Here is a 26,173-nt window from a genome sequence, read left to right as displayed (position 1 = left end):
GGAAGAAAAACCTGTCCTTTTGTAAGGTAATTGAATGACCTCTATGTACACCATGAAATCAAAGATACTTGCTGCATTTCAATATGCGATAGGGTCCAGTTTGTTTTTTTCAGGTATCGCAGGGTGGCATAAAATGATTCATTCATTTGCCATGAAACAAATACAGCGTGCCAGTCATAAGCAGCATCTAAAAGCCCAAGCGTTAATGGCACAATTGCTGACCTTTCGAGGTGAAACCGTGCTTGATAAGCGAGCGGGTATGGCACTGCTACAAGCCAGTGCCATACAAGGTGATGCGCAGTCTCAGTTTTTATTGGCAGAGGCTTTACTTAAATCAGAGGTAATCACTGCGGATAGTCCTGAGCAAGCCGCTGTTCAATGGTATTTAAAAGCCGCACAGCAAGACCATGCGATGGCGGCATTACGATTAAGCAAAGCCTATGAAGCTGGGCATTTAGGTTTAGTAAAAGATGAGCAGCAAGCTCAATATTGGTCCAATAAATTTATGCAACATAGTCAGAATATGAGTTCCCCATCATGAGTTCACAGCCGTTTGATGATATTCGTGCCTATCACGATCATGAAGTAAACGCAGTACTAGCATCATTGCTTGAAGACAGTGAGTTTTTACAGTTTGTCGCACAGCACCAGTTTCCTTATTTGAGTCGGTTCTTACCCCGTTGGACTCAACAAAAAATTCAGGCGGGTTTAAATAAACACTTCAAACACATTGATAGCATTCAAACATGGCAAAGCCAATTAGCGCCTCATGTTGAAAAGCTTGTTGGAAACACCATTGATGATTTTAAAGTCACGGGTATTGAAAATTTAGAAAAAGATAAAACATATGTCTTTATTAGTAACCATAGAGATATTGCAATGGACCCATTATTGGTGAACTTTGCATTGCTTAAAGCAGGCTTAACCACCAGCAAAGTGGCTATCGGTGATAACTTATTAGACCGTCAGTTTGTGGCAAAACTGATGCGTCTTAATAAGAGCTTTGTGGTGAAGCGCTCGGTGTCAGGACGAAGAGAAAAGCTACAAGCCGTACAAAATTTATCCGATTATATTCACCAGTGTGTTCGTTCTAGCCAACATGTGTGGATTGCTCAAAAAGAAGGTCGAGCTAAAGACGGCATGGACTTCACTGATACCGCCGTGCTTAAAATGATGCATATGGCTGGGCGAAAGCTAGGCTGGGAATTTAGTCAGAGTATGGACTTTTTGAATATCGTCCCCGTAACAATCAGCTACGAATGGGACCCTTGTGACTTAGATAAAGCAAAAGAGCGTTTAACCTTTGCACAAGTTGGGCGTTACGAGAAATCCCATGATGAAGATTTTAAAAGTATTGTTAAGGGATTACAGGGACAAAAAGGCAATGTTGTATTGCATTTTAGTCCGCCATTGAAATTAGACAGCAATATAGCCGAGAATTGGAGTGATGCGATTGATGAACGCATTCATCAAAATTATCACTTATTCGACAATAACCAACTGGCCATGTCGTTGCTGCAAGAAAAAAATCATGGGTTTAATAAGCAAAATAAAACATTACAGCTCTGGAATAAGCGATTTAAGTCTATTGATGCAGATGTCCTTGCTAACGTAAAACAATATTACGCCCAGCCCATACGGCTTAAAAATAAGGCTAAGTAACATGCTGCAAACAAAATCTATTTTACCATTCGGCCTTGTGACCATTGCTTTGGTTTTGATGACTTCATTTTACTCTTGGTGGTATGACGACAGTTGTGAAACATTGCAGGCTTCGGTTGATCAAGGTTATTTTTTGCGTTGGGCTGATCCGCAGTTGTTATTAATTACTGCGAAAAAAGAAACGCATTTGGTTGAGGCTGATAGCAAGAATGCAGCCTGCCAAATGATGATGAAAAATTTGAACCCACCAAGCTAGTTTAGCTATTCAGCGCTGCTCGTAGAGCATCTTTTAATGACGCTGGAACAATGGTTTTATCAAATAAGGCGCATACACCAGCTTGTCTCACCGCGCTTAAGCGGCTTGAGTCTTGCTCGCTTGTGACCATTAATATGGGCAGGTAAGAATATTCAGATTGGCGCAAATAGTTGGCGAGCTCTTCGCCATTCATATGGGGCATGTTGTAGTCACTAATAATGAAATCAACGGACTCGGTCTTTAAAACCTCAATGGCTTCTAAGCCATTTTCTGCTTGTACGGTTTGCTCAACGCCACAGGCGTTTAATAGACGAATGATGTGTTTTCTAGCCGTTAATGAGTCATCTACGATTAATGCCCTGAGCGATTCAACATCAATATCATTTAACTCAATGCTGTCTACTTCGATGGTGTCTTTTGCCGCATTGAGTGCCGTCAGGAAAGCCCTTTGATCAAAAGGCTTAGGGAGCACGGCCAATACGCCAGCTTGCTTAATATCATCAAGCATTTGTTTGTCGGTTTCGCTCGAAACCAACATGAAATTTAAATACTGTGTGTTTGGGTTATCACGCAGTTTTGTTACCAATTCAATGGCGTTCATATCATCAAAGTACATGGCACTGATAATCAGGTCAGGCTGGTGTACTTCGGCATGTTCTAGTGCTTCAGTACCCGTGGTACAAACATCCACTTTATTGATGGCATGATGGCTCATGGCATTCTTAAGAAATTTACTTTGAGTAATAGAAGGCTCAATTAAAAGTACCGTGAGATCTTTGACATCTAGTGTCATAATGCCCCCAAATTTAATGACTCTTATGAGTATAGATGAACCTATTGAGAATGCGTTGAGAATAGGTGGGTCTAAGGCTTCAGAATGTATTCTGTGCTAGGGTATTAACAATAATAAGGGATAATTCATGTCAGACCATGCACACCTGAGCCGGCAGGCGACCATTGCGAGCGTGGTTGTCGCATTAATCCTCATTGTGGCCAAAACATGGGCCTATTGGTCTACAGGCTCGGTTAGCTTATTGGGCTCTCTGCTTGATTCTATGCTAGATGGTGTGACCTCAATTATTAACTTTATCGCCCTACGTTATGCGCTTGTGCCTGCCGACGATGAGCATAAATTTGGTCATGGCAAATTAGAGTCCATTGCTGCGCTTGCGCAATCAGCATTTATGGTGGGTTCGGCTGTGGTGTTAGTGCTCAGCAGTTTTGATGTCATGCTGGATAAACGCCAGATGGTAAATAGCCACATAGGTATTGGTGTGAGTGTGTTGGCTATCGTACTCACCTTGGCATTGGTTATTTTTCAAAAGCACGTTATTCGCAAGTCCAAATCTTTAATTGTTGAAGCTGACTCCCTGCATTATCAGGGTGATTTATTAATGAATGGAGCGGTATTGATTGCCATGGCGCTGGTGGGTTTTGGCTGGTACTGGATCGATTCGATTATGGCCATTGGCATTGGTGTATTTTTATGTGTAAGCGCATGGCAAGTAGGTATCAAAGCGTTTAAACAATTGATGGATGAACAATTACCTGAAGTAGAGGCCATTGTTGAGAATCTTGTACGTAAAGAACACGGCCCTGAGGGTTGCCATGATGTACGTTGCCGTCAGTCTGGCCCAGATTTATTCATTCAATTCCATCTTGAGTTGGATGAAAACCTAACGCTTTGGTCTGCCCATGAAATTGGCGATCGCATTGAGAAAAAAATCAAACAAGCCTACCCAAATGCTGACATCCTCGTACACCATGACCCGATCAAAGTTGAGGGTTAGGTTTGTTTAGAGGACTGCTCAGATTCGTCTTTTGTGCCGTGATCCCATCACTGGCCGTCAGTGCGCCTGATGAAGCGCATATTTATGATGTAGAGCCACCGGCCCCAGATCATCATTATGTAGTGACAGATAAACATGATGAGGTGGATGATTACACCAGCGTGGTGTTTCTCGACTGGACTCAAAATGTTGCATCCAGTTATGTCGAAAGTTTAAACGATGGTGTTGATTCGTTTTTTATGGGGGCTTTCTTTGATGATGAAGTACTTGAGGATGAAACATCTGGCAGTAATGGCCGCGTGTATTTTACCAGTCGCCGTGAAGATCAGGCCGAACCTAATTACCAAGTAGGTTTAAATTTACGTTTGATTTTGCCGAAAACACGAGATCGTTTTAAATTATTGGTTGAAACCGATGAAGAAGAAGATGACGTCAATGAAACCGATGTTTTAGGCACAAAAGATAACATCACATACTCGACCGCCATTCGAGTTGACTTTAAAGAAAGGCGTCATTGGAAAACCAGTTTTGATAACGGTGTGCGTTGGGCAGGGGAACCTGTGTTTTTCTCTCGATTACGGGCACGACGAATTGATTATTTTCAAACATGGCGGACTCGAATTTTACAAACGTTATCATGGCGTACAGATGAAAAGTGGGGGACACGCTTTAGTGCCAGTGCGATTAGACCTTTAGGGTTTAGTCGTCATTTTCGAACGGGGTTTAATGCCGATTATCTATTGAACGATGATTTTGTGGAGTTAGACAGCAGTGTTTCAGTCTTTGATGAATTAAGTTCTCGCTCTGCTATGTTATATCGGTTAAGGGTTTTTGGTGATACAGAAAAATCGACAAAATTAACCAATACGGTATTATCAGCCAGTTATCGTCGAAAGATTTATAAGAATTATACGTTTGTTGAGTTGGTACCAGAATTGGCTTGGCCCAGAGAAAATGATTTTAAAGTCACGCCAGCGATCACGCTTCAACTTGAAATGATTTTTGGTACCGACGATTGAGTATCAACAGTATGATAATAAGCCTTGCAGCAGATGACGTCTGGCAAGGCTCATTTTAATTAAACGCTTTTTAATCAAGCGCCTTTTAATTAACCCCCTTCGTTTGCGCTGAACATACCGTCAAATAAAATGGTCGATAAGTAACGCTCGCCACTATCGGGTAAAATCACCACAATGGTTTTATCTTTAAACGCATCTTGTTCAGCTAATCGTAACGCGGCTGCAACAGCGGCGCCGCCAGAAATACCCGCTAGAATACCTTCTTCTGCCATGAGTGATCGGGCCGTTTCAATGGCTAATTCATTGCTAACCGCCTCAACCTGATCCACAACAGATAGATCTAAATTATCAGGAATAAAGTTCGCACCAATGCCCTGAATCTTATGCGGGGCAGGTGTAATGGCTTCGCCTTTGATTGCTTGAGCGATGATTTGTGATGCTTCAGGCTCGACAGCTACCGAGGTAATGGCTTTGCCTTTTGTATTTTTAATATAACGGCTGATGCCGCTAATCGTACCGCCAGTGCCAACACCCGCCACGACAACATCAACTGTGCCATCAGTGTCATCCCAAATTTCAGGGCCTGTTGTTTGTTCATGAATCGCTGGGTTAGCAGGGTTGCTAAATTGCTGTGGCATAAATCGGGTTTCAGGTGATTCATTAATCAACTCTTGAGCTTTTTCTACCGCGCCACGCATGCCTTTAGGGCCTTCGGTTAATACGATGCTTGCGCCCAGTGCCTTCATGACTTTACGGCGTTCAATACTCATGGTTTCTGGCATGGTTAACGTGACGTTATAACCACGAGCGGCGCCTACAAATGCAAGAGCAATACCTGTGTTACCACTGGTTGGCTCAACAATCTCCATGCCGGGTTTTAACAAACCATCTTTTTCTGCTTGCCAAATCATGTTGGCACCAATGCGGCATTTTATTGAATGCGCAGGGTTACGGCTTTCAATTTTTAGTAATACATTTGCACGGGTTAATTTCTTTAAACGCACCAAAGGTGTATTGCCAATGGATAATGAAATGTCGTCATAAATTTTCATGTGAACTCCTTTATTACGTGTTGTTATTCGTTAAGTGGTTGGTGTGACTGCCCATCTAATAATTGATGGATAAGCTCGTCTTTTTCTAGCCACAATTGATGTGTCCATTGTTGAAATTCTTGACGAAACTCAGGGTCATTATTGTAATCTTGTTGAGAGAAGGTGGCGGGTATTGATTCTTCTTGTACTCGCACAATCACTCTTTTTACTTTACCAGATAAAAAGTCACTAAAGCTTGGTATACCATCTGGGTAAACAATGGTGATATTTAATAAGCTATTAAATTTATCACCCATTGCATTGATCGCAAATGCAATACCACCGGCTTTTGGTTTTAATAAATAACGATAAGGTGGTTTTTGTTTATCGTATTTATATTGTGTAAAGCGAGTGCCTTCTAAAAAATTCATAACACTGGTTGGCATAACTGAAAATTTCTCACATGCCTTGCGCGTGGTTTCAAGGTCTTTGCCTTTCATCTCTGGGTGCTTCTCAAGGTAATCCTTGCTGAAGCGTTTCATGAAAGGAAAATCAAGCGCCCACCAGCATAACCCCATAATGGGCACTTTGATTAACTCTTGTTTTAAAAAGAATTTTAGCAATGGAATTTTGCCATTAAACACATGCTGTAAAACAAGAATATCGACCCAAGATTGGTGGTTGGCATTGATTAAATACCAGCCCTTGTATTTTAACTTACCTAGACCTTGCACATCCCATTCGGTTTTTTGTGTTAACTTCATCCAACCTGAATTACATAGTACCCAGCCTTCTGCAATTTTAATCAGCAGAGGATCGATAAGTTGGCGAATAAACGTGATAGGAATCAATACTTTTATTAGTGCGACCAATAAAAGTAGCGGACACCAGAAAAGCACATTTATGAGTAATAAAAAGGATGCAATAGCACCCACAACAGGGCTAGGTAAAAAATTTAACATGATAGAACTCTATTTTTTATTATTCACATATCATACTTCAATCGAAGGTAAGACAAATGACTAAATGCTACCGCCAAACTGACCATTTAGGCCAATTTGGCGTGTCGATTTAAACCTGTGTGGCTTGAATTGCGGTTAAGGCAATGGTGTACACAATGTCTTCAACTAACGCCCCTCTTGAAAGGTCATTAACGGGTTTCGCTAAGCCTTGTAGCATTGGACCAATACTCACCACATTTGCACTGCGCTGCACGGCTTTATATGTGGTGTTACCCGTATTTAAGTCAGGGAATATTAATACGTTAGCTTGGCCTGCTACTTTGCTGTTAGGGGCCTTTGATGCGGCAACATTAGCGGTTGTGGCAGCACATCATACTGTAATGGCCCATCAAGAATTAACTCAGGTTGTTTTTCTTGTGCGATGGCCGTGGCACTGCGTACTTTTTCAACGTCGCTACCTGTGCCCGATGAGCCAGTTGAATAACTGATCATGGCGACTTTTGGCTCAATACCAAATGCTTTGGCGCTGTGTGCACTTTGTAATGCAATGTCGGCTAATTCGTCTGCAGTAGGATCTGGGTTAACCGCGCAATCCCCGTAAACCATAACTTGCTCAGGCAGCAACATAAAGAAGATAGACGAAACCAGTTTTGCGCCCGGGGCTGTTTTAATTAATTGCAGAGCAGGGCGAATGGTATTGGCCGTGGTATGAATAGCACCACTGACTAAGCCATCGACTTCATCTAGGGCCAACATCATGGTGCCAAGCACCACGGTATCTTCTAATTGCGCTTCGGCCATTGGCGCGGAAAGATTCTTGTGTTTTCTTAGCTCAACCATAGGGTCAATGTAATTACTTCGAATATCATCTGGGTTCATGATGATAAGACCATCGGGCAGCTCAATGCCTAGGCTACTGGCTTGCTGTTCGATGACCTCTTTGCGTCCTAGTAATATACATTGTGCAATACCACGCTCTTGGCAAATTGAAGCCGCTTGTATGGTTCTAGGCTCTTCACCCTCAGGTAGTACGACACGTTTCTTAGCGGCTTGCGCCAATTGGACTAATTGATAACGGAACGCGGCAGGGCTTAAACGTGTTTGCAAATCAATTTGTAAACGATCCTTCAAAAAGTTGCCATTAATATGGGCCGCCATGTGATTCATGATGGACTCCACTCGTTCAGTGTCGTTTGCTTTTACACCTTCTGACATATGCGATAACTGTGATGCCGTTTGAAAGGTATCGGTTTCAACAGACATAATGGGCAAATGGCTAAGGGCAGGTTTAATAAGCGACATCACGCGTTCATCAGGTGTGATGTCACTGGTGAGCAAGATACCCGCCAGCGGCACACCATTGTTGGCAGCCATTGCGCTGGCTAATAAAATATCGTCGCGATCACCTGGGGTAACAACCAATGTGCCAGGTTGCAAATCATTCACCATGTTTTGCACCGTGCGTGCACATAAACTAATACGTTTAACACGGGCGCTTTCTAGGCCTTGGTCATTTAATATTTTAGCTTGTAGGTATTGAGCAATATCCTGTGTACGCGGTGCAATTAAGCTTGCGTCCCAAGGAATTAATCCCAGAATTTTGAAATGCTCATTTTCTAACGTTTGATAAGGGCTGCCCTCTAAAATGCTACTGACCACATCATTTGCAATGGGCATGTTGGCTTTAAGTGGGCTGCTGGCTTTTTTTGGCGCATTCACTTTATTGATGATGCAACCAAGTAGGTTTCGGTTTTTATCGCCACCAAACAACCCTTTGGCAATATTTAGGTGGTCAGCCAGTGCTTTAATATCTCGATTTTTTGGCGCAGTGACTAAGATAATTTCGGCGTCTAATGTTTTTGCCATTTCAACATTAAGTTTGGCGGTAAAGGGTTCGCTCCTGTCAGGTTCTAGGCCTTCGAATATTACCACGTCTACGGCTTCACGAACTTTACGGTGCATGCCAATGACTTCTTCCATTAGGCGGTCTTGTTTGCCCGAGCTGAGCATTCTTTGTGCGTGTTGCAGGCTAATGGCTTTTGGTGGTGCGATGCCACTTGCTAACGTAATTAAGTCAATGGCGCGATGCTGTTTGTCAGCTTCGGCGCTGGCAATGGGTTTGCAAATACCGACTTTTAAACCAAGTTGGTCAAGTGCACGAATGAGCCCAAGCGTAATGGATGTTAGCCCAGTGTCCATTTCAGTAGGTGCGATAAAAAATGTATGTTGATGCATGTTAAATCCTGATACCGATATTAAGCTTGTGTAAGGGCGAAGGTGTCTTTTGCGATCATGAGTTCTTCATTGGTCGCGACGACCATAGCAAGCGTGCTATTTTCAGTGGTGATTTGACCACGCTCATCACCATTGGTTTTATTCAGCTTACCGTCTACTTCAAAGCCTAAAATTGAGAGGTGTTCTAATATTAATGCGCGCGTGAATCGATCATTCTCACCAATACCGCCAGTGAAAACTAAAGCATCAATACGCGGCAGTGATACAGCCAGTGCGCCTAAATAACGTGCAATTTTAAATGCAAATACTTCGATAGCTAAGTTTGCACGAACATCGCCTTGCTCGGCAGCTTGTTGAATCTCGCGCATATCATTGCTGGTGCCTGATAGGCCTAGGAGGCCACTTTTTTTATTCAGTATGTTCATCACGTCATTGGTCGAAATATTTAAACGCTCACACAAAAATGGCATTAAACCTGGGTCTACATCGCCACTGCGTGTGCCCATTGCTAAGCCTTCTAATGGGGTTAACCCCATAGAGGTATCGACACTTTCACCATTGCGTACCGCGCAGGCGCTACAGCCATTACCTAAATGTGCAATTAAGAAATGGCTATCATTGATTGGCTTGCCTAAAATACTGGCGCTTTTTTCACTGACATAACGATAACTTGTGCCATGAAAACCATAACGGCGCACGTCGTGTTCTTGGTAATACTCATATGGTAGCGCATATAAATAAGCGGCTTCAGGTAGTGTTTGATGAAAGGCCGTATCAAATACTGCGACTTGAGGTAACTCTGGCAGTAATGCATTAATGGCTTTAATCCCTAAAAGATTCACTGGGTTATGCAGTGGCGCTAAATGACTTAGGGTTTCAAGTTGTTTAAGGTTGTCAGCCGTGATTAATAACGACTCACTGAACGCTTCGCCGCCGTGAACAACACGATGACCAACGCCGGTAATTGAATCCAATAGGGCGTTTTGTTTGAGCAGCTCAATTACGGCGCTAATGGCACTTTGGTGATCGCCATTGGTAAGCGTAATGTGGCTTTTGCTGTCATTGAGCTGGTAACTCACACTGGCTTGATCGCTGCCCAAGCGTTCAGCTAAGCCTTGAATGGCACACTGGCCAGTTTGAGGTTGTAGAACAGCAAACTTTAAAGAAGAGCTGCCGCAGTTTAAAACGAGAGTGTATTCATGAGACATAGAAAACGATTAAGTCCTTTATATAAGTTACAACGCTTGCATATGAAGAGGAGCACGTAAAGATGCAGGCACACTTTGTTCAATGGCTTTAAGAATGGCAATGGCTTCGCGGTAAGGTTGTTTGTCTGGTCTTTCTAAGACAAACCGCACTTGCGTTTGATAATGAGGGCCGGAGCGTTCACAGCTTTCAACACGAGCACTGATTTCACGCAGACTGTGAATGCCCATTGCAATATTTAACAAAATTAATTGCCCTGGTTTTAATTTGCAGCGGCTATTAAAAATCAGATTAAAGCGATTGAACTTAATGGTTTGCGCGTTCACTGCTTTTTTAGGTCGACCTAGCCAACTAAGAACATTGACACTGAGCTCCATGTTGTCGCCCCCTTTCATTTGCATCCGTTAGTATTCTTTATTTTAGCCTAGTTTGCGGGGTAAACGCTTGTTTAGCCACCACTTTGTTTGGCTTGAAAGCCTAATTCCTGTAAATACTTCACACTTTGTTCAGCGAGGTCGCCTTGTAATTCAATCGTCCAATTTTTGACCGCGCCACCTGCGCCAAACCGTTTTTTAAGTTTTTTGCATAAATCGCTTAATATTTTTTTGTCGCCCTCTAAGCCAGAGATGACGGTGACGGTTTTACCGCCTCGGCCTTTTTTCTCTCTTTGTACTCGAATCACACCGTCACTTTCGGGTGCAATTGCGGCTTTACAGCAACACTGGTCAACCGGTTGCTCGCAGCCTTCGCATAAACGGCCAGTTTCAGTGGAATATACCAATGCCATCTTGGCTCCTTGAATAAATAGTGTTCAATGTTTGACGTATATTGTAACGCCTTCACATAAATCAGGTAAGTCTCTCATTTTCTTAGATTTTTTTATTATTAGCTCAATTGGGTCATATCTAATGCCCTGACTTTTGGGTAGAGTTCGCCCTGTATTTTTGCAAGTTTAATCTAATTGGGTCACTTTGACCCGAGACGTATAGGGTCGTGCATGGATTCGCTAAGAAGCCAGATAGACACAGGGTTTAGTGTGTACATTGAAATGGGGGTCGCTTATTTGGCGGCGCCTATAGAGCAATGGTTATTAGATTGTGCCGACCTTACTCAAATCAAAGATGCTGATGTTGCCAACTTGCACATTTGGGACTGGCCTGCCTTTCAATACCACAAGCAACTTGGCGATATTTTACCAAGAGATCTTATTGTAGTGGGTGGCGGGCATCAAGCCGATATCGAGCAGCAAGTGCTTATGCAGGGGGCAGAATATGTCGCATACCCTGATGATATTGATACTTTATTATTGCGCTTGTCGCTTATTATTCAACGTATTCGCTATGTGCAGACACTCGAGAGTTTAACGGTGTCTGACCCTTTGACGGGTGTGTTTAACCGACGTAAGTTCGATCAAGAACTCGATAAAAGTTGGCGTCAGTGCTTCCGTCAGCATTCGGATTGCAGCTTGCTTTTAATTGATGTGGATTACTTTAAACGCTTCAATGATCGGTATGGGCATCTAGCAGGGGACCAGTGCTTGCGAGAACTGGCCTCTATTTTTAAGCAAACGGCCGTACGTCCTCATGATGTAGTTGCCAGAATTGGTGGTGAGGAATTTGCCATAATTTTGCCGGATACACCTGAAACGGGTGCGTTATATGTGGCCGATCAAATTATTCATGCGGTTACGCGCCGAGATATTTTGAATGAAGACACCCCGCTTGGTTACGTCTCTGTGAGCATAGGCGTTGCTAGTATCAAGCCTGCCGGACAACAAAGACTCAAAGCGTGGCAGCAAGAAGCAGATGATGCGCTTTATAGTGCAAAAGCCGCCGGACGAAACCAAGTAAAAACAGATACAAGCGAGCCGCTAAGCCGAGAAGCAGAAATATTCTAATGCATTAAGTCTGGCGTTTATGGATGAGCAAATATTTCCATTGCTTGCTGTAATAATGGCTTGAGATGATTATGGGTACGAGTGCGAAGTACCGCATCTTTTAACATATGGTCTAGCTGGCTTAGGGTATCAATAACCGTATTGTCTTGATACGCAATGATCTCGTATTCGTAGTGGTGGTCTTGAACCGACACTTTTGTGAGCTCTGTTAGCTCGGTTTGTAATAAGCGAACGGCATTGAAGCATTGGTTTTTAGTATCTAACGCCGTGCATTCCCAGTACACGTCTTCTATAACGCCTAATATTTCCTCAATAAATCCCGTTGCCTGTGCGATGCTGATACTCATAGTGCCTACTCTTGTTTGTGTTCATATAGGCTTTAAGTTTAGTCGGCTTTATTTATCTTGGTAGGAAGAATTCACGCTCAATGCTAAATAGATTGAGCGCAAAAATGTATTTTATGGGCGTGATTTTTTACGGATATAAAGAGTCTTAATGGCCTTGGCCACTAGTTTACCGTCTTCACCTAGTACCTGTACTTCAAAGTTGGGTAGGTACTTATCGCCGCTGGCGGTTTTTAATTTGATGTCTTCAATTTGTGCTTGGGTGACATCAAAATGCGCGGTGACTGTGCCAGTGCCTGGGCTAATGAATTCAATGTGTGCCGACTTGTCCCAGACAATATAGTCTTTGCCCAATTGGTTCATAATCAAAAGCATGTGGAAAGGGTCAACCATCGAATACAAACTACCCCCAAAATGGGTTCCCACATAATTGCGGTTATACCAGCGTAAAGGCATCACAACGGTTGCGCTGGTGAAATCATTTGCCAGGTGCTTGATTTTGACACCGGCTCCTCGATAGGGGCCATACCAGTTAAGCAAATGACGCAGCATTGGTGGGCGACTAAAGAACTGAGCTAAGCGGTTTTTCATGGTCATCGGCTTATTATAGACACAAACAAATGACGCATTCTAACTATCTTATGTTGACCTTACTAGGACTGCACCTGTTGATGGCTGGCAGGTGCATCTCTATGATCGGGTGTTGGTGCGACATAAGGCTGTTGTAAGGTTTGAGAAATAGCCTGTTGGCTTGCGCTTGCCATTTGTTTACGGTCAAGTTCGGCTGGGTTCAATGCCGGTAAAAAGTGTACATAGGCTAATGTTTTACGCTCAAGTAATAATTTGAGAATGCTGATTAAAATATCGTCATCGCCAATGAAGGGCGTGATTTTGCTGATATTTTTATTATGATCCCAATAACGAATCGCCACTGGCTGTATCAAGCAGTTTTCGCGTTTAGCAACCTCAAACATCATTGGGCGAAACGGTAGGGCATCTTCGCCTGTTGTGGTTGTGCCTTCTGGGAAAATGATTAAGTTATCACCCTCACGAATATGACGCTGGGCATTAGGCAGTGAACGATAAACTTGAAATTTATTCTCACGACGAATAAAAACAGTACCCAGCAATTGAGCTAATAAGCCAATGATTGGCCAATCTTTAACTTCTGATTTAGCGATAAACCTTAGTTTAGGGGCTGGCATAAACAGCAGAGCATCAAGCCATGAAATATGATTTGCCATCAGCATTCTTGCGTCAGGGTTAGCGGCGCCTATGTAATGAATTTCGACGTTAAAGCAGCGCAATAGCACCGAACATAAACGGCGTTGGCATATCTCAATGAGGGCTTTACGTTTAACGTCATCATTAACAAATAGGTACAACAATACGGCGCTGATAACCATGGATACCAGGGTGATAAAACCAATAACTGCTCTAAATGGCGCCGTTAAAATGGTCAACATAAAGATTCCTTAAATTCAAAAATGGCTGTTTAGGCCGCGCGTAAAAAATGCTTCATATAGCGCATGTTGATGTTTTCTTTTTCCAATAAAACCATGACATCGGCTACATTGAACTCTTTATCCCAGTGCGCTTCCCCACAAACCTTACAACCCATGCGTAAATAGGCTTTTAACAAGGGAGGGACTAGAGATTTACCATCAATGCTGTTGCTCAGAGGTGGCAAAGGGTGTTTCGGCGTGACACGTAAATCTTCATTGGTGAAGTGCTTGCTGCGTAAATAATCAATAACCGCTAATGTTTGGCGACTACCATTAGCAAATGGAATGCTGGCGCAACCAATTAAGCAATCAATGTTGTGCTCCATCATAAACTGCCCAATTTGCCCCCATAATAACGCGATGGCGGAGCCGCTTCTGTGGTCATCGCTGACGCAGGTGCGACCGATTTCCATGTAGCGTTTTGTTTTATCTACAATGTTAGATAGGTCAAATTCCCCTGCGGTATAAAAGCCGTGATGTTGTTTAGCAATGTCACTGGTGATAATACGGCTATAGGCCACAATGCGTTGGCTCTGGGATTCTTTGACAATTAAGTGATGGCATACATCATCAAACTTATCGCGATCAATGCCGTGAGTCTGTGAATTTAATTGCGCACTAAATTCCTTTGAAAACACTTGGTGGCGTAACTGAAATGCTTGATGAATTTCAGCTGGGTCCTGAGTGATGTAAGCAATCAAGGTGGCAGCTTGTGGTTGAAGTTGTAATTGAGCGGCTTGGTTCATAGGGCTCTCCTTACGTGTTTAATGCACGTTAAGGGGATCAAATGACAATTAGGTGACAATGCCTTTACGGTTTGATGACGACCAAATAATGAGTTTTGAGCTAGGCTTATACAATGGCTTACAAGGAGAGGCTAAGTGTAATGAGGTCACGATATTTAAACGTGTTCGCGAATGTGCTGATACTGACAGTATTCTCGCCGAATATGCTCAGAGCCGCGGATATCTATTTATTACCAACTCAGCCCACAAATACGCAAATAGTTAACATATTTGACCATGAAATTGGCCAAAAACTGCTGTTTCATAAACCGTTTGAACTACCAATTGAAGTCGAACGCACTCATAAAGCCATGATTAAAAATATAGACCCTTGGGTAACACTAGGCTTAGTGACAAAAGAGAAAACCCGCTTTCTTGCAGAAAAGATGATGTATGGCGAGCCAAGAGAGGTCAGTGTGGGTGGTTTCAAATACAGCTTTAATGCACAGAGCCCTTTGGTGAGCGATAAAGGTATTTTTTATGGTCGTCCAAGCGTGCAAGAAATTTTTTCAGTGAGCCAAGTGAATGATATTTCGGGCGAATACTTTTGCGAAGTGTATTTGTCATGGCATGTAAACGATGTACCCGACTGGGTCGCAAAGATCGATTTAAAACAACGCGAGAATCGTTTATTAAGGCGAGCATTAGAAAGCCATAAACGTCCTTTTGAGAAACGTTTACAGCTCGTCATGGTGAGCGGTGAGTGGCGCTTATGGCAAGGAAAAGGGGATAAGAAAACCCCACAGTCCTTGTTTTGATCAAGCTAAGTTTTCGTTAAGCACCGATTAAAGATTGGCCGCATACACGCAATACTTGGCCATTTAAACTATGACTACCTGGTTGAGCAAAGAGCACAACACCTTGGGCCACATCTTCAGGCCGACCACCTTGTGACATAGAGTTCATACGGCGGCCCAATTCTCGAGTCATAAATGGGATCTCATCCGTCATTTGGGTTTCGATAAAGCCAGGTGCAATGGCGTTGATGGTTTTGTTGGTATTCGCCCATAGTTTTGCTTGCTTGCGTACATAACCAATAACGCCAGATTTAGACGCGCTGTAATTGGTTTGCCCGACATTGCCTGCAATACCACTGATTGAGCTAATGCAGATGATGCGAGCGTCATCATTGAGTTGATTTTGTTGTTCTAGCGCCGTTGTTATGTTCATTGGTGCGGCTAAATTGATATTGATCGTCATATCCCAAAAATGCTCAGGCATGCGAGCCAAGGTCTTATCACGCGTGACACCTGCATTATGCACGACGATGTCTAATTTTTTACCCGCCAGCGCGTTTATCACATGCTCGACCGCATCACTGGCGGTAATATCTGCAGTGACAGCAATGCCATTGAGTGGTGCCAGTGTGGCTTCCAGTGCTTGCTTAGCAGGGGGGATATCCAAACCGATAACGGTAGCCCCTTCTCGTGTTAATGCCTTGGCAATGGCCGCACCAATACCTTGTGCGGCACCCGTTACAAGGGCCAGTTGACCATTTAATGGTTTTTGCCAAGCTTGAGTCGGTTTTGTTGAATCATCGACATAAAGAGGTTGTCCACTGATATAAGCACCGCGATGACTCAATAAAAAGTTCAGTGGCGTGGTAATCGCCGCATTGACATTGTGGCAATACACCACATTTGCCATGATCGCTTTGCGCCCAAATTCTTTCGCCAGTGATCGAGTAAAGCCATTTAATGCTTCCATAGCACTGGCTTGTTCGATGTCAGTGCATATCTCAGGGTTTAAACCAAGAATCACTATGTGCGATGAAGGGTTCAGTCGCTTAGTTAATTGCGCAAAAAAAGTTTTAAGGGCGGTTAGATCATGGCTGGTTTTGAATGCAGTGGCATCGAATAACGCCGCGCTGTGTCTGTTATCTTGACCTTCATGTAAAACTTCAAATTGTATATCAGCTTGCGTGAGAACCTCGGCTAAGCTTGATGATGGGGTCTGCGGTAGCAGTATTGAGCTTGTAACCCAGGGGGTTTCGCCTTGGTAACGATGAAGCTCGATTGCGGGTTTTACACCAAGAGCACCGAGTAAGCTTTGGCCAACTTTCGAATAAAACAGGTTTTCAATAATCTTGCTCATGGGTACTTACTTATACTTATTGTGAGGCGGATATTGTAAAGCAAACCCTCATGAATAAAAAAGGGCGAAAAAGTCAGCCTTTATTAAAGGTATGGCCAACTTAAATACAGGTTAATGAACGCCAGTAATATAATAGATAAAAAGCTCAGTAACGTGCCGTAGTATCGGCCTATATGGGCTTTGCCTTTACTCATTTTGAATCCCCAAGCATGAACGAGTCGAGCAACCATAAACACACTGCCAATGACATGTAATAGGCTATTCGCAGCGCCATTCAACTCTGCCAATGCAAATAATATCAAGGTAATAGGGATGTATTCAGTCGCATTTGCGTGGTTGCGACCAACGATGAGTAGCTCGTTGTTAGTGTGCCCTAACCCTGATTTATGTGCTTGTCGACACACTATGACTGTGTACGCTAAGTGCAGTAATAAAAAACCAAGTAATGAACCATATAAGGCGGTAATGGGAAGTAATGGCATGATTGTCTCGCATTTAATTAGGGCCACACATTATGACTAAGCGTTAATACTGTCAATGCCATCAAAGATGGCCAGTACGAAGAGTATTAGCTATACCTAAAAGATAAGAATGTTAGGTGGTTTTTGTGTATTGGTTTGAATATTTATCGATTTCTCGACTTATTTTAGTGGTGCTATTAGCGCTTGGTGTCAGCTTAAGTTTTCATAAAGCGGTGACGGTGCTTGGCAAGCCAGTGATGAACCTAATGATTGCATCAGTGGTGATGCTGTTTATTGTTCACGGTGTTCAGTTATTTGGGCATGTTGGCGGACAAACACGGCTGCTAGAAATAGCGGAGTATGCCTTCTCTCTTATTTTACTTACGATGCTTTGTGGCGTGGGTTGGGGTATTTGGGCCATGAGTGCCCGAGAACAAGAATACAAGCAAACAGAGCAGTGGCTTATGCAGGTTTATAATAATATGCCTGCGGCCATATTTGTGATTAAGAATGGCCAAGTGATTTATCAAAATCATGCTTTTAAAGTCTTACAAGAAAAATTCCACAGTGAAAATCCGTTCTCTGACATTGAATCAAATCAAAAAAACATGCCTCTTAGGGCTAAAGATGGTGAGCGTTTTGTATTTTTGATTAATCAATTCTCGCTCAATAATATCCAAGGAGAAGCTTTTATTGCGACGGATATTACGTCAGTTAAGTTTCAAGGCAGTTTTATTCAAAAAGTAGCCAAAGATCTTAACGCTCAAAATAAAGCGACGATGAAGAATATTTTAGGGCTAATACATGAACTCGTGCCTAGCTCTATATTATATGTGGGTGGGAATACAATACAGATTTAGACGGCTATCGCTATGTTAGCCACCAAGGCGAAGAAAAGGATTACATTTATTCAGATTTTAAATTAAATGAAGCCCAATTTAAGGTGAATGATTGGAGCTGGTTTGATTTAGAAAAGGAGCCGAAAGAAAATACACCAGATCTAGTGCTTAATTCTTTGTTACCTTTTTATGGCGGCATTATTTTAAGAGATGATTTAAATGCGCCTCTGGGGGTTATTTTGGTAATGGGGATGAGTGAAGAAGAGGTGAGTGACTTGTTACTCGACTGCTTATCAATTTTTAGTATGCGGGTTCTCTCTGAATTAGCCCATAGGCAAGACAAACGCCAAATTGAGCAAAGCAGTAATCGTTACCGAGCGTTTATCGAAAGTAGTCATGAAGCCATAGCCGATCTTATTATTCAGCCATCAATTTACATCGATGAGAGTGTTAATGAACAATGGGAAGGTATTAAGAAAAATGCCAAACTTAAAGAAGTAAACCCCGCCTTTATTACGTTGTTTGGGTTTAGTAAAGAACCTTCTACAACAGAATTTCTTAGTATAAAAAGCCTAAAACATTTAATGAATTATGTATTAGAAAGTGGCTATAGTAGTGAAGTTATTGAGGTGGCGCATGAAAATACAAATGGTGATATCCAGTGGTTAAGCTGTACGGTGATGACCGACATTGAAGAAAAGAGACTGCATAGAGTTTGGATTATTTTACGCGACATTACCGATAGTAAAAATCATATTCAGCATTTAGAACATCAAAATCGTCATGATAATTTAACCGGTTTAGCGAATCGAGCCGCATTGCGTGACTACCTTGATGAAAAAGTCGAACAAGCAAATCAATTTGGTTTTAAAGCAGCATTGATGTTAATCGACTTAGATCGATTTAAAGAGGTTAATGATGCGCTTGGTCATCATTATGGTGATGTGCTACTTAAAAAAATTGAACCAAGATTAAGGGATGTTATTAGCCGTAAACGGGCGTTCTTTGCGCGTTTAGGAGGAGATGAGTTTGCTATTGTTGTGCCCTCTGTAGAAGGCGCTAATGAAATGAATGAAATGGCATTTGAAATTGTTAAAAAATTACGAGAACCGTTTGACCTTGGCCAGTTAAATGTCGAAATTGGTTGCAGCATTGGCATTGCGTTTTACCCTGATAATGGAAAAGAAGCCAGCACGATTATGCGTTGTGCAGACGTTGCCATGTATAAAGCAAAAAAAGATACCTCGCGTGTATTGCATTATCGCAGCGAAATGGATGAAAGCAGCCCTAGGCGCTTAGCTTTGATGGCCGATATGAGCAAAGGCTTACGCAATAATGAATTCTTTTTAGTGTTTCAGCCAAAACTAAACTTAGACAGTAATGAAATACAAGCGTCAGAGGCACTGCTGCGCTGGCAACATCGAGAGTTAGGGTTAATTAGCCCAGCTGAATTTATTCCACTGGCTGAAATGAGTGACGTTATTATCGGCATGACCCACTGGGTAGTTGATCAGGCTTTAAGTCAAATTAAACATTGGATGAATGATGGTCTTTACATAAAAACATCAGTGAATGTTTCGACACGTAACCTATTGAATGATGATTTGCCTGGCTTTATGCAAGCCAAATTGGATGAGTATCAAGTGCCGCCACATTTGCTTGAAGTTGAGATCACAGAAAGTGCATTAATGGTGGATCCAGAGCGAGCTTTAAATACATTAAGGCTAATAAGCGATATGGGCGTTAGTATTGCAGTTGATGATTTTGGAACGGGCTATTCTTCGTTTATTTATTTACGTCAATTGCCAATTAATACGTTAAAAATCGATATTATGTTTGTACGTAATATGTGCGTAAGCAGTCAAGATGAAATTATTGTGAATTCAATTATTAACCTTGCACATAACCTTTCTTTAACCGTTGTGGCTGAAGGCGCTGAAGACTTTGCAACGGTTGAGCGTTTAGCGTCAATGCAATGCGATATGGTACAAGGGTATTTTGTGAGTAAACCTGTATTGCCTGAAGAATTTATATTGCTGCAAAAAGCATGGGGTAAAAATGCGGTAATTAATTAATTATTTTTATTTGTGTATGTTAAATAAGCCCTATAAAAAAGCCCTAGTGACTTATTAAAATAAGTCACTAGGGCTTTTTAAATGCGCAGCCTTACTTGTAATAAGACAGGGCAGTATTGACTTCTTCTTTACTGCCTAAAATCACAGGCACACGCTGGTGAATCAATTCTGGTTGAATATCTAAAATCGAGATTTCTGAATTGCTCGCTATGCCTCCGGCTTGTTCAACCAGCATTGCCATTGGGTTACCTTCATACATTAAACGCAGTTTGCCGGGCTTACCTGGCTCACGGCTATCCCATGGGTACATAAAGATGCCGCCACGATTAATAATACGATGAACCTCAGCCACCATTGCGGCTACCCAGCGCATATTATAGCGCTTAGCCAACGGGCCTTCTTCACCTTCAAGTAGATCAGCTACGTAGTTCTGAATTGGCTTTGCCCAGAAACGCTGGTTTGACATGTTAATGGCAAATTCTTTGGTCGTAGGCGTAATTTGTGATTGGGCTTCGGTTAAAACAAATTCTTTTGTGTCTGGATCAAGTGTGAAAACATCCACGCCTTGGCCTGTTGTCATAACCAATAAAGTTGACGGGCCATACAGCACATAGCCAGCAGCTAATTGGTTGCGGCCTTTTTGCAGGTAAGTGGCTTCTTCTGCTGTGTTGCCACCATTGCTTGGTAAAATAGAGAAAATCGTACCGACGGTAACGTTGATGTCGATATTTGATGAGCCATCAAGTGGGTCATAAATGACTAAAAATTGGCCATCGGTGTTTGCGGCTACAGGTAGGTCTTCTTCTTCACTGGCGATTCCCGCAACTTGAGGACAGGCCTTTAATGCATCTTTTAATAGATCGTTAGAGATAACATCTAGCTTTTTCTGCGTTTCCCCTTGAACATTTTCTACACCAGCACAGCCTAAAATGTCGCCCATAGCGCCTTTTTGTAAAAGTAAGGCAATGTCTTTACTGGCAGTTAGCACGGTGTTGATGGTTTCGGTCAAAGGGGCCGAAATTTGGTTTTGTTCAAGAATGTGCTGAACTGTCTGCATGTATGTACCTGCCAGTAAGATTTAAAAGGATCTAAAAATTGCCGCATTGTACACAAGACGCCTATTTATGGCCATTAATAGACGGCAAAATCAGACACCCTAGTATCGTGTTAAGTGCAATGGCCGAAGGTATGGGGAAGGTCAATAAGAGCAGGCTGCTGACGGCATGCTTTATTTATCGCTCTGTGTCATGGATGTCATGCGTCAAAATCATGCTGTCGATAGCGAGTAATTATGAATTCATCCATTATGATGGATCCATGCAATTTAATGGATATTTGCACGACGATAAAATAGTGGGCTTAAAACCTATAAACGTTGCTGTATGAGATGGTGTATTTCTTGGGCTAATTTCGAATTTGATCGAACTTCACCATGACTTGGAATTAAGGTTGTGGGGTTATCACTTTTTAATAAATATAAAGCCCATGCTTTAAATGTTTGTCTATTCGTTAAAATAAACCACTTCACGATCTGGCTTATTTTTAGGTTAGGTGCAGCGCCTAATATTGTTTGCATGAATCGCGCAACTGGCTGATGAGATAGGCGTTCATAATTTAAAAAGCTGTCGCAGGTAATCCAAGTACTTTGGTTGACTGCGTCGCCTGAATCTGAATATTGCTTACGAACCCAAATATCACCCGCACGGTGACCAGGTGGAAACAATACATCGTACCCCAACGGCAAAGGGGGCTGGGTTTGTTCAAGTGCTAGAATGGACGTTTGTGAAAAACCCTTAGTTTTAAGCTGTGTAATGGCTAATTCACTTGCATAAAGGGTGACATCATCAAATGCAGCCAACCACGCTTTAACCCCAATGTGGTGATAGGCGTTCGGAAGGATAATGTGTAATTTTATGTTATTTGAGAATTGTTCAATCCAAGGTGCCAGTAACGATTCACCAGGACTGATGACGACAAACTCAGTATCCGAGATTTTAACGGCAACAGAGTTCGAAGCAAAATTGGGCACAACATACTGCCCAAATAATAACTCTGGGTGGTTTGGGATGGGGTGCCAAGTATGTTTTTTCATTATTATTTTATCTTGAAAGTGGAATGCAGTTTGCCATCATAAGATGGCCTTAGTCATTGTGTAAATGCAGGCTGATATTTAAAACTGATCTTTCATTTGTCGTATAACCGCAAACACCTCTTCTGGTTTCCCCAATACCTTGCCACTAAAATGCTCAGCTGCGCGAATAACATCGGGTGCGTTGCAGCGTACAAAGGGGTTGCTCTTAAGTTCGTCTGCCACTGTAGTGGGCAGGGTCGGTAAGCCTTCTAGCCGCAGCGCACTGCATACATCTTGGCGGTGAAGCGTGTAGGTGTTGTTAGGTTCAATATGCAAAGAAAAGTCAATATTGGTCAAAGTGTATTCGTGAGTGCAATATATTTTAGTTGACGGAGGCAACGCAACAATACTTTGTAGGGATGCATGGAATTGTCCAGGCGTGCCTTCAAACATACGGCCACAACCACAGGCAAAGATATTATCACCACTTAGGATATGATCTTGAGTTATACCGTTATCTTCTTTGGTTTGTGTATGAAACACAATGTGGTCAAGGGTGTGCCCGGGTGTGTGCCAGACGCGCCATTTGAGGCCCATTAGTTCGAACACTTCACCTCCCATTAGTGCTATGTCACGACAAGGGATCTCATGATGGCCTGTGCCATAGATGATGCATTCCGGAAATGCGGCTTTGACTTCAGCGATGCCGGTAACATGATCCCAGTGTTTGTGGGTGATAAACATGTAATCTAGGGTGAGATTATTGTGCTTAAGGTAAGTTATAACAGGCTCAGCTTCACCTGGGTCTACGACAAGGGTCTGGCCTTCATTTTGTACAAGCCAAGCGTAGTTGTCTTGGTAAGATAGGAATGGGTGTCATTTTGAGCATAGGGTTACCGATTCATGCTTTTTTGTGAGTGTATCAGGAATCCGTAGGCCTGCCTGTATTGCTTTAATGTGACCTAAAGGCAATAAGTCCTTGAAACTAACTGGTTTTTTTAAGACAATGCGCGTGCTTTATTTGTAGTGAAGCATTTGAAGGCGTTATTTTAGCTTTCACATTATGGTGGCCTCCGGTCCCCCCGCAACAATAAATAACGAACTCCGCCAGGCCTGGAAGGGAGCAACGGTAGTTATGGACTTGTGTGCCGGGGTGTGGCTGGAGGTCCCTCCACCTCCTTGTTATATCATCCTATCTCTACGTTTTTCTTAATTGCTCCTAACAGCTTTCTTTAGCGTTAAGTTTTAGAAAATTATCGATTAGATTAAAGTGTTATATCGGTACTATCGAGCCTATTGTGCTTAAAATTCAATCTATTCTTATCATGTAATGCTCTATTCACTAGGGGTTTCTAAGAATTGAATAAATTAACAAATGTATCGGCAATACTTTCAAAGCACGTTAATGAGCAGTTGCACTACACACCACCCGTTGAGCCAGATAATGAACAAGATAGGCTGGCGGAGCTGCATGAGTTAGCTATTTTAGATACTCCCACCGATGAAATCTTGGATCAACTGACTCGACTGATGAGCCGGCATTTTTCGGTTCCTATGGCCCTTGTCAGTTTGGTTGATGAAAATCGGCAGTGGTTTAAATCTAGCTATGGCCTAGCGGTTAAAGAAACCCCCAGGGATGTATCATTCTGTGGCCATGCTGTCGCTCAAAACGATACATTAGTGGTGGAAGATACTTTGCTAGATGATCGGTTTAGATATAATCCATTAGTACTTGATGAGCCAAATATTCGTTTTTACGCGGGAGCCATTGTGCGCTCTGCAAATGGATTGGCCTTAGGGACATGCTGCATTATTGATACGAAAGCTCGCCAGTTCTCAGTAGAGGATGCTGAACAACTTAAATTATTTACTAAGTTAGTCCAAGATCAATTACTACATGAGCAGCACGTTAAGAAACTAGAAAATCATGCGACGGCTATCGCATATTATAACGAGCTGACAGGCCTTCCCAATCAAAAGTTATTTCAAGATCGCCTAGACCAAATGATCATTACAGGCATGCACAGTAAAGGCATAAAAGTATGTGTTATTCGTCTGGTTGATTTTATCGAATTAAGAGAAGTGAAAGGCAAAGAATGGTTAGACCAGTTGACCTACTACATGGCAATACGCTTAAGGGCCAACTTAGATGTGGCCATTAATATATCCTATTTAGACGAAGGTGTTTTTGCTGTATTTTATTATGAAAAATCAACTGTTCAATTATTGGGAAAAAGCACTGAACTCTTATTAGAGTCTTTGATAGAAGAATGTTTATCTGAGGTCGTTCCGCTGGATGATGAACAGTATTATTTGAATATTAAAATAGGGGTATCAAGTTTCCCTAATGACTCATTGATGGCTGAAGTGCTACTCAATAATGCTAAAAGTGCAAGCTTTGGTGAGAGTGTTATTAATTATTTTGAAAAATCGAATAGTGACGACTTGTCTAGGCATCATGACATTAAACAAATGATTCAACATGGTTTAGATCATGATTGCTTTTATGTTGAATATCAACCTATTGTAAATTCAAATACAGGAGAAATTATAAGTTTTGAAGCACTGGTTCGATTAAAAGATAAACATGACAATGTTATCTCTCCGGTTGATTTTATTGGAGTGGCAGAGGAATCTGAAACTATTATTCGCATTGGGGATATAGTATTAGAAAAAGTGTGTGAAACTTTGCGTGATTGGCGAGGCTGTTCAAAATTCTGTGTCAGTTAAATTTTCTACAGGTCGATGTGTTCATCCAGTCGACCTTCAAAATGAATCGCCAGCTGCGACAGCGTAAGATTCCAATTTTGCACGGGATGCGTCCAGCGCTCCGAGACTTTTAAAATACCCGCGTACAATAATTTCAGCAAGCTGTTTTCGTTGGCAAAACCGCCTTTGGTTTTTGTCAGTTTTCTAAATTGCCGATGTACCGCTTCAACGGCATTGGTGGTATAGATGGCTTTGCGCACGTAATCAGGGTATTTAAAATACGTTGTAAGGGTATCCCACTTGGTTCGCCAAGACTTAATCACCATAGGGTATCGATCGCCCCACTTAGCTTCTAGCTCGTCGAGAGCGCTTTCTGCAGCATCCAGGTTAGTCGCCTTATAAACGAACTTTAAATCCGCCATGAACGCTTTCTGATTTTTACTGGCAACGTATTTAATTGAGTTGCGGATTTGATGAATAATACAGTGCTGGATTTCAGTGTTGGGGTAGATGGTCGTAATCGCTTCAGGGAAGCCTTTTAAGCCATCAATACAGCAGATTAAAATATCTTTAACACCGCGATTGTTTAAATCGGTTAACACACTTAGCCAGTGATGAGCGCCTTCAGAGTCCGATAAATACAGGCCAAGCAGCTCTTTTTTGCCTTCAATATTCACCGCCAAAATGGTGTAAATAGCTTTACTCACGTAACGGCCATTGTCTTTTATTTTATAGTGAATAGCGTCAAGCCAAACAATGGGGTACACCGCATCTAACTCACGCGTACGCCATGCCTGAAGCTCTGGCAGGAGTTTATCGGTAACGGCATTGAGAGTGCCATTGGAGAGGTTTACACCGTACAAATCTTCGATGTGTGAGCGGATATCTTGATAGCTATTGCCCAGTGCAAACAAAGCCAATACTTTACGCTCGAGCTCATCCGTAAGCTGTGTCTGATTTTTCTTAACGATTTGAGGCTCAAAGGTTCCGGCGCGGTCACGAGGGGTTTCTAGCTCGAATTTGCCTGCGGGAGATTTCATGGTTTTTTGGGTTTTGCCATTTTTACGATTATGATTGGGATCATTAGCAAGGTGATCTTCGAGCTCAGCTTGCAAGGCGGCTTCAGTGAGTTGCTTGATTAGAGGGGTAAGAATACCGTCTTTTCCAGTGAGGTCTTGACCTTCACGTAGGGCTTTAAGGGCGGCTTCCATATCGAATGTTGGTTTGGTCAT

General features: G+C 42.4%; 25 protein-coding genes, 1 other RNA gene and 2 pseudogenes. 11 read left to right on the top strand and 17 right to left on the bottom strand.

The features are described 5' to 3' along the window. Positions 1-34 precede the first annotated feature (34 nt). From ACU6U9_RS12060 to ACU6U9_RS12050, 3 genes are read left to right on the top strand one after another with little or no spacing between them, the layout of a single operon-like run. Positions 35-541: a tetratricopeptide repeat protein gene (locus tag ACU6U9_RS12060; protein WP_446735294.1), complete on the top strand. Its 507-nt coding sequence runs from the start codon at positions 35-37 to the stop codon at positions 539-541. Then, entirely contained in the window at positions 538-1,662 is a 1,125-nt protein-coding gene (locus tag ACU6U9_RS12055) for a 1-acyl-sn-glycerol-3-phosphate acyltransferase (protein ID WP_446735293.1), read from the top strand. The genes ACU6U9_RS12060 and ACU6U9_RS12055 overlap by 4 nt, the downstream gene beginning before the upstream one ends. Before the next feature lies 1 nt (position 1,663). Beyond that, positions 1,664-1,918 (top strand): hypothetical protein, encoded by a 255-nt coding sequence (locus tag ACU6U9_RS12050; RefSeq protein ID WP_446735292.1) that lies wholly within the window; start codon positions 1,664-1,666, stop codon positions 1,916-1,918. Position 1,919: 1 nt separating this feature from the next. Here ACU6U9_RS12050 and ACU6U9_RS12045 read toward each other — a convergent pair whose 3' ends face one another. Continuing rightward, positions 1,920-2,711, bottom strand: a complete 792-nt coding sequence (locus ACU6U9_RS12045) for a response regulator (protein WP_446735291.1) — start codon at positions 2,709-2,711, stop codon at positions 1,920-1,922. A 127-nt stretch (positions 2,712-2,838) separates the two neighbouring features. On the opposite strand from ACU6U9_RS12045, the gene ACU6U9_RS12040 reads away from it, so the two are divergent. After that, positions 2,839-3,708, top strand: a complete 870-nt coding sequence (locus ACU6U9_RS12040; RefSeq protein ID WP_446735290.1) for a cation diffusion facilitator family transporter — start codon at positions 2,839-2,841, stop codon at positions 3,706-3,708. A gap of 38 nt (positions 3,709-3,746) precedes the next feature. Continuing rightward, positions 3,747-4,727, top strand: coding sequence for a hypothetical protein (locus ACU6U9_RS12035; RefSeq protein WP_446735289.1), 981 nt, complete (start codon positions 3,747-3,749; stop codon positions 4,725-4,727). Between the two features lie 89 nt (positions 4,728-4,816). Here the strand turns inward: ACU6U9_RS12035 and cysK are convergent, their stop codons facing one another. The 6 genes and pseudogenes from cysK to ACU6U9_RS12005 form a co-directional block, all read right to left on the bottom strand. After that, positions 4,817-5,779: a cysteine synthase A gene (gene cysK / locus ACU6U9_RS12030; protein ID WP_446735288.1), complete on the bottom strand. Its 963-nt coding sequence runs from the start codon at positions 5,777-5,779 to the stop codon at positions 4,817-4,819. Between the two features lie 23 nt (positions 5,780-5,802). Further along, a complete protein-coding gene (locus ACU6U9_RS12025; protein ID WP_446735287.1) occupies positions 5,803-6,720 on the bottom strand; it encodes an acyltransferase in 918 nt (305 codons plus the stop codon). A 109-nt stretch (positions 6,721-6,829) separates the two neighbouring features. Continuing rightward, a pseudogene (gene pta / locus ACU6U9_RS12020) lies at positions 6,830-8,955 on the bottom strand (phosphate acetyltransferase). Positions 8,956-8,975: 20 nt separating this feature from the next. Next, positions 8,976-10,163 (bottom strand): acetate/propionate family kinase, encoded by a 1,188-nt coding sequence (locus ACU6U9_RS12015; protein ID WP_446735286.1) that lies wholly within the window; start codon positions 10,161-10,163, stop codon positions 8,976-8,978. A gap of 27 nt (positions 10,164-10,190) precedes the next feature. Continuing rightward, entirely contained in the window at positions 10,191-10,538 is a 348-nt protein-coding gene (locus ACU6U9_RS12010; RefSeq protein ID WP_446735285.1) for a hypothetical protein, read from the bottom strand. A gap of 71 nt (positions 10,539-10,609) precedes the next feature. After that, positions 10,610-10,948: a translation initiation factor Sui1 gene (locus ACU6U9_RS12005; RefSeq protein ID WP_446735284.1), complete on the bottom strand. Its 339-nt coding sequence runs from the start codon at positions 10,946-10,948 to the stop codon at positions 10,610-10,612. Positions 10,949-11,158: 210 nt separating this feature from the next. On the opposite strand from ACU6U9_RS12005, the gene ACU6U9_RS12000 reads away from it, so the two are divergent. Then, positions 11,159-12,058 carry a GGDEF domain-containing protein gene (locus tag ACU6U9_RS12000; protein WP_446735283.1) on the top strand — a complete coding sequence of 300 codons (900 nt, stop codon included), beginning with the start codon at positions 11,159-11,161 and terminating at the stop codon, positions 12,056-12,058. 17 nt (positions 12,059-12,075) lie between these two features. Here ACU6U9_RS12000 and ACU6U9_RS11995 read toward each other — a convergent pair whose 3' ends face one another. The 4 genes from ACU6U9_RS11995 to ACU6U9_RS11980 form a co-directional block, all read right to left on the bottom strand. Beyond that, complete coding sequence (locus tag ACU6U9_RS11995; RefSeq protein WP_446735282.1) at positions 12,076-12,405, bottom strand: hypothetical protein; 330 nt, start codon at positions 12,403-12,405, stop codon at positions 12,076-12,078. Positions 12,406-12,516: 111 nt separating this feature from the next. Next, on the bottom strand, positions 12,517-12,993 hold the full coding sequence (locus tag ACU6U9_RS11990) for a DUF4442 domain-containing protein (protein WP_446735281.1): 477 nt from the start codon (positions 12,991-12,993) through the stop codon (positions 12,517-12,519). 62 nt (positions 12,994-13,055) lie between these two features. Then, positions 13,056-13,868 (bottom strand): lysophospholipid acyltransferase family protein, encoded by an 813-nt coding sequence (locus ACU6U9_RS11985; protein ID WP_446735280.1) that lies wholly within the window; start codon positions 13,866-13,868, stop codon positions 13,056-13,058. A gap of 29 nt (positions 13,869-13,897) precedes the next feature. Next, entirely contained in the window at positions 13,898-14,653 is a 756-nt protein-coding gene (locus ACU6U9_RS11980; RefSeq protein ID WP_446735279.1) for a GNAT family N-acetyltransferase, read from the bottom strand. Between the two features lie 140 nt (positions 14,654-14,793). Between ACU6U9_RS11980 and ACU6U9_RS11975 the strand changes: the two genes are divergently transcribed. Next, a complete protein-coding gene (locus ACU6U9_RS11975) occupies positions 14,794-15,450 on the top strand; it encodes a hypothetical protein (protein ID WP_446735278.1) in 657 nt (218 codons plus the stop codon). 16 nt (positions 15,451-15,466) lie between these two features. On the opposite strand, the gene ACU6U9_RS11970 is transcribed toward ACU6U9_RS11975, so the two are convergent. Both ACU6U9_RS11970 and ACU6U9_RS11965 read right to left on the bottom strand, forming a co-directional pair. Beyond that, on the bottom strand, positions 15,467-16,786 hold the full coding sequence (locus ACU6U9_RS11970) for a 3-oxoacyl-ACP reductase (protein ID WP_446735277.1): 1,320 nt from the start codon (positions 16,784-16,786) through the stop codon (positions 15,467-15,469). Between the two features lie 83 nt (positions 16,787-16,869). Beyond that, entirely contained in the window at positions 16,870-17,268 is a 399-nt protein-coding gene (locus tag ACU6U9_RS11965; RefSeq protein WP_446735276.1) for an MAPEG family protein, read from the bottom strand. Positions 17,269-17,393: 125 nt separating this feature from the next. Here ACU6U9_RS11965 and ACU6U9_RS11960 point away from each other — a divergent pair, with 125 nt between their 5' ends. Then, positions 17,394-18,107 (top strand): hypothetical protein, encoded by a 714-nt coding sequence (locus tag ACU6U9_RS11960; protein ID WP_446735275.1) that lies wholly within the window; start codon positions 17,394-17,396, stop codon positions 18,105-18,107. A gap of 83 nt (positions 18,108-18,190) precedes the next feature. Then, positions 18,191-20,161, top strand: a complete 1,971-nt coding sequence (locus tag ACU6U9_RS11955) for an EAL domain-containing protein (protein ID WP_446735274.1) — start codon at positions 18,191-18,193, stop codon at positions 20,159-20,161. A 91-nt stretch (positions 20,162-20,252) separates the two neighbouring features. Here the strand turns inward: ACU6U9_RS11955 and ACU6U9_RS11950 are convergent, their stop codons facing one another. The 3 genes and pseudogenes from ACU6U9_RS11950 to gloB form a co-directional block, all read right to left on the bottom strand. Continuing rightward, positions 20,253-21,218 (bottom strand): class 1 fructose-bisphosphatase, encoded by a 966-nt coding sequence (locus tag ACU6U9_RS11950; RefSeq protein ID WP_446735273.1) that lies wholly within the window; start codon positions 21,216-21,218, stop codon positions 20,253-20,255. A gap of 309 nt (positions 21,219-21,527) precedes the next feature. After that, complete coding sequence (locus tag ACU6U9_RS11945; RefSeq protein WP_446735272.1) at positions 21,528-22,253, bottom strand: hypothetical protein; 726 nt, start codon at positions 22,251-22,253, stop codon at positions 21,528-21,530. Positions 22,254-22,331: 78 nt separating this feature from the next. Continuing rightward, positions 22,332-23,090 (bottom strand): annotated as a pseudogene (gene gloB, locus ACU6U9_RS11940) (hydroxyacylglutathione hydrolase); the annotation flags it as partial. 213 nt (positions 23,091-23,303) lie between these two features. Here gloB and ffs point away from each other — a divergent pair. Together ffs and ACU6U9_RS11930 are read left to right on the top strand one after the other, a co-directional pair. Continuing rightward, an RNA gene (gene ffs / locus ACU6U9_RS11935) (signal recognition particle sRNA small type) lies at positions 23,304-23,400 on the top strand. A 191-nt stretch (positions 23,401-23,591) separates the two neighbouring features. Then, positions 23,592-24,962: an EAL domain-containing protein gene (locus tag ACU6U9_RS11930; protein WP_446735271.1), complete on the top strand. Its 1,371-nt coding sequence runs from the start codon at positions 23,592-23,594 to the stop codon at positions 24,960-24,962. Positions 24,963-24,967: 5 nt separating this feature from the next. Here ACU6U9_RS11930 and ACU6U9_RS11925 read toward each other — a convergent pair whose 3' ends face one another. Continuing rightward, a complete protein-coding gene (locus ACU6U9_RS11925) occupies positions 24,968-26,173 on the bottom strand; it encodes an IS256 family transposase (protein WP_446735270.1) in 1,206 nt (401 codons plus the stop codon).

The sequence above is a fragment of the Pseudomonas sp. HK3 genome, from assembly GCF_052920985.1.
Note: the sequence above shows the minus strand (reverse complement) of the source record. Positions and strands in the feature narration are given on the sequence as shown.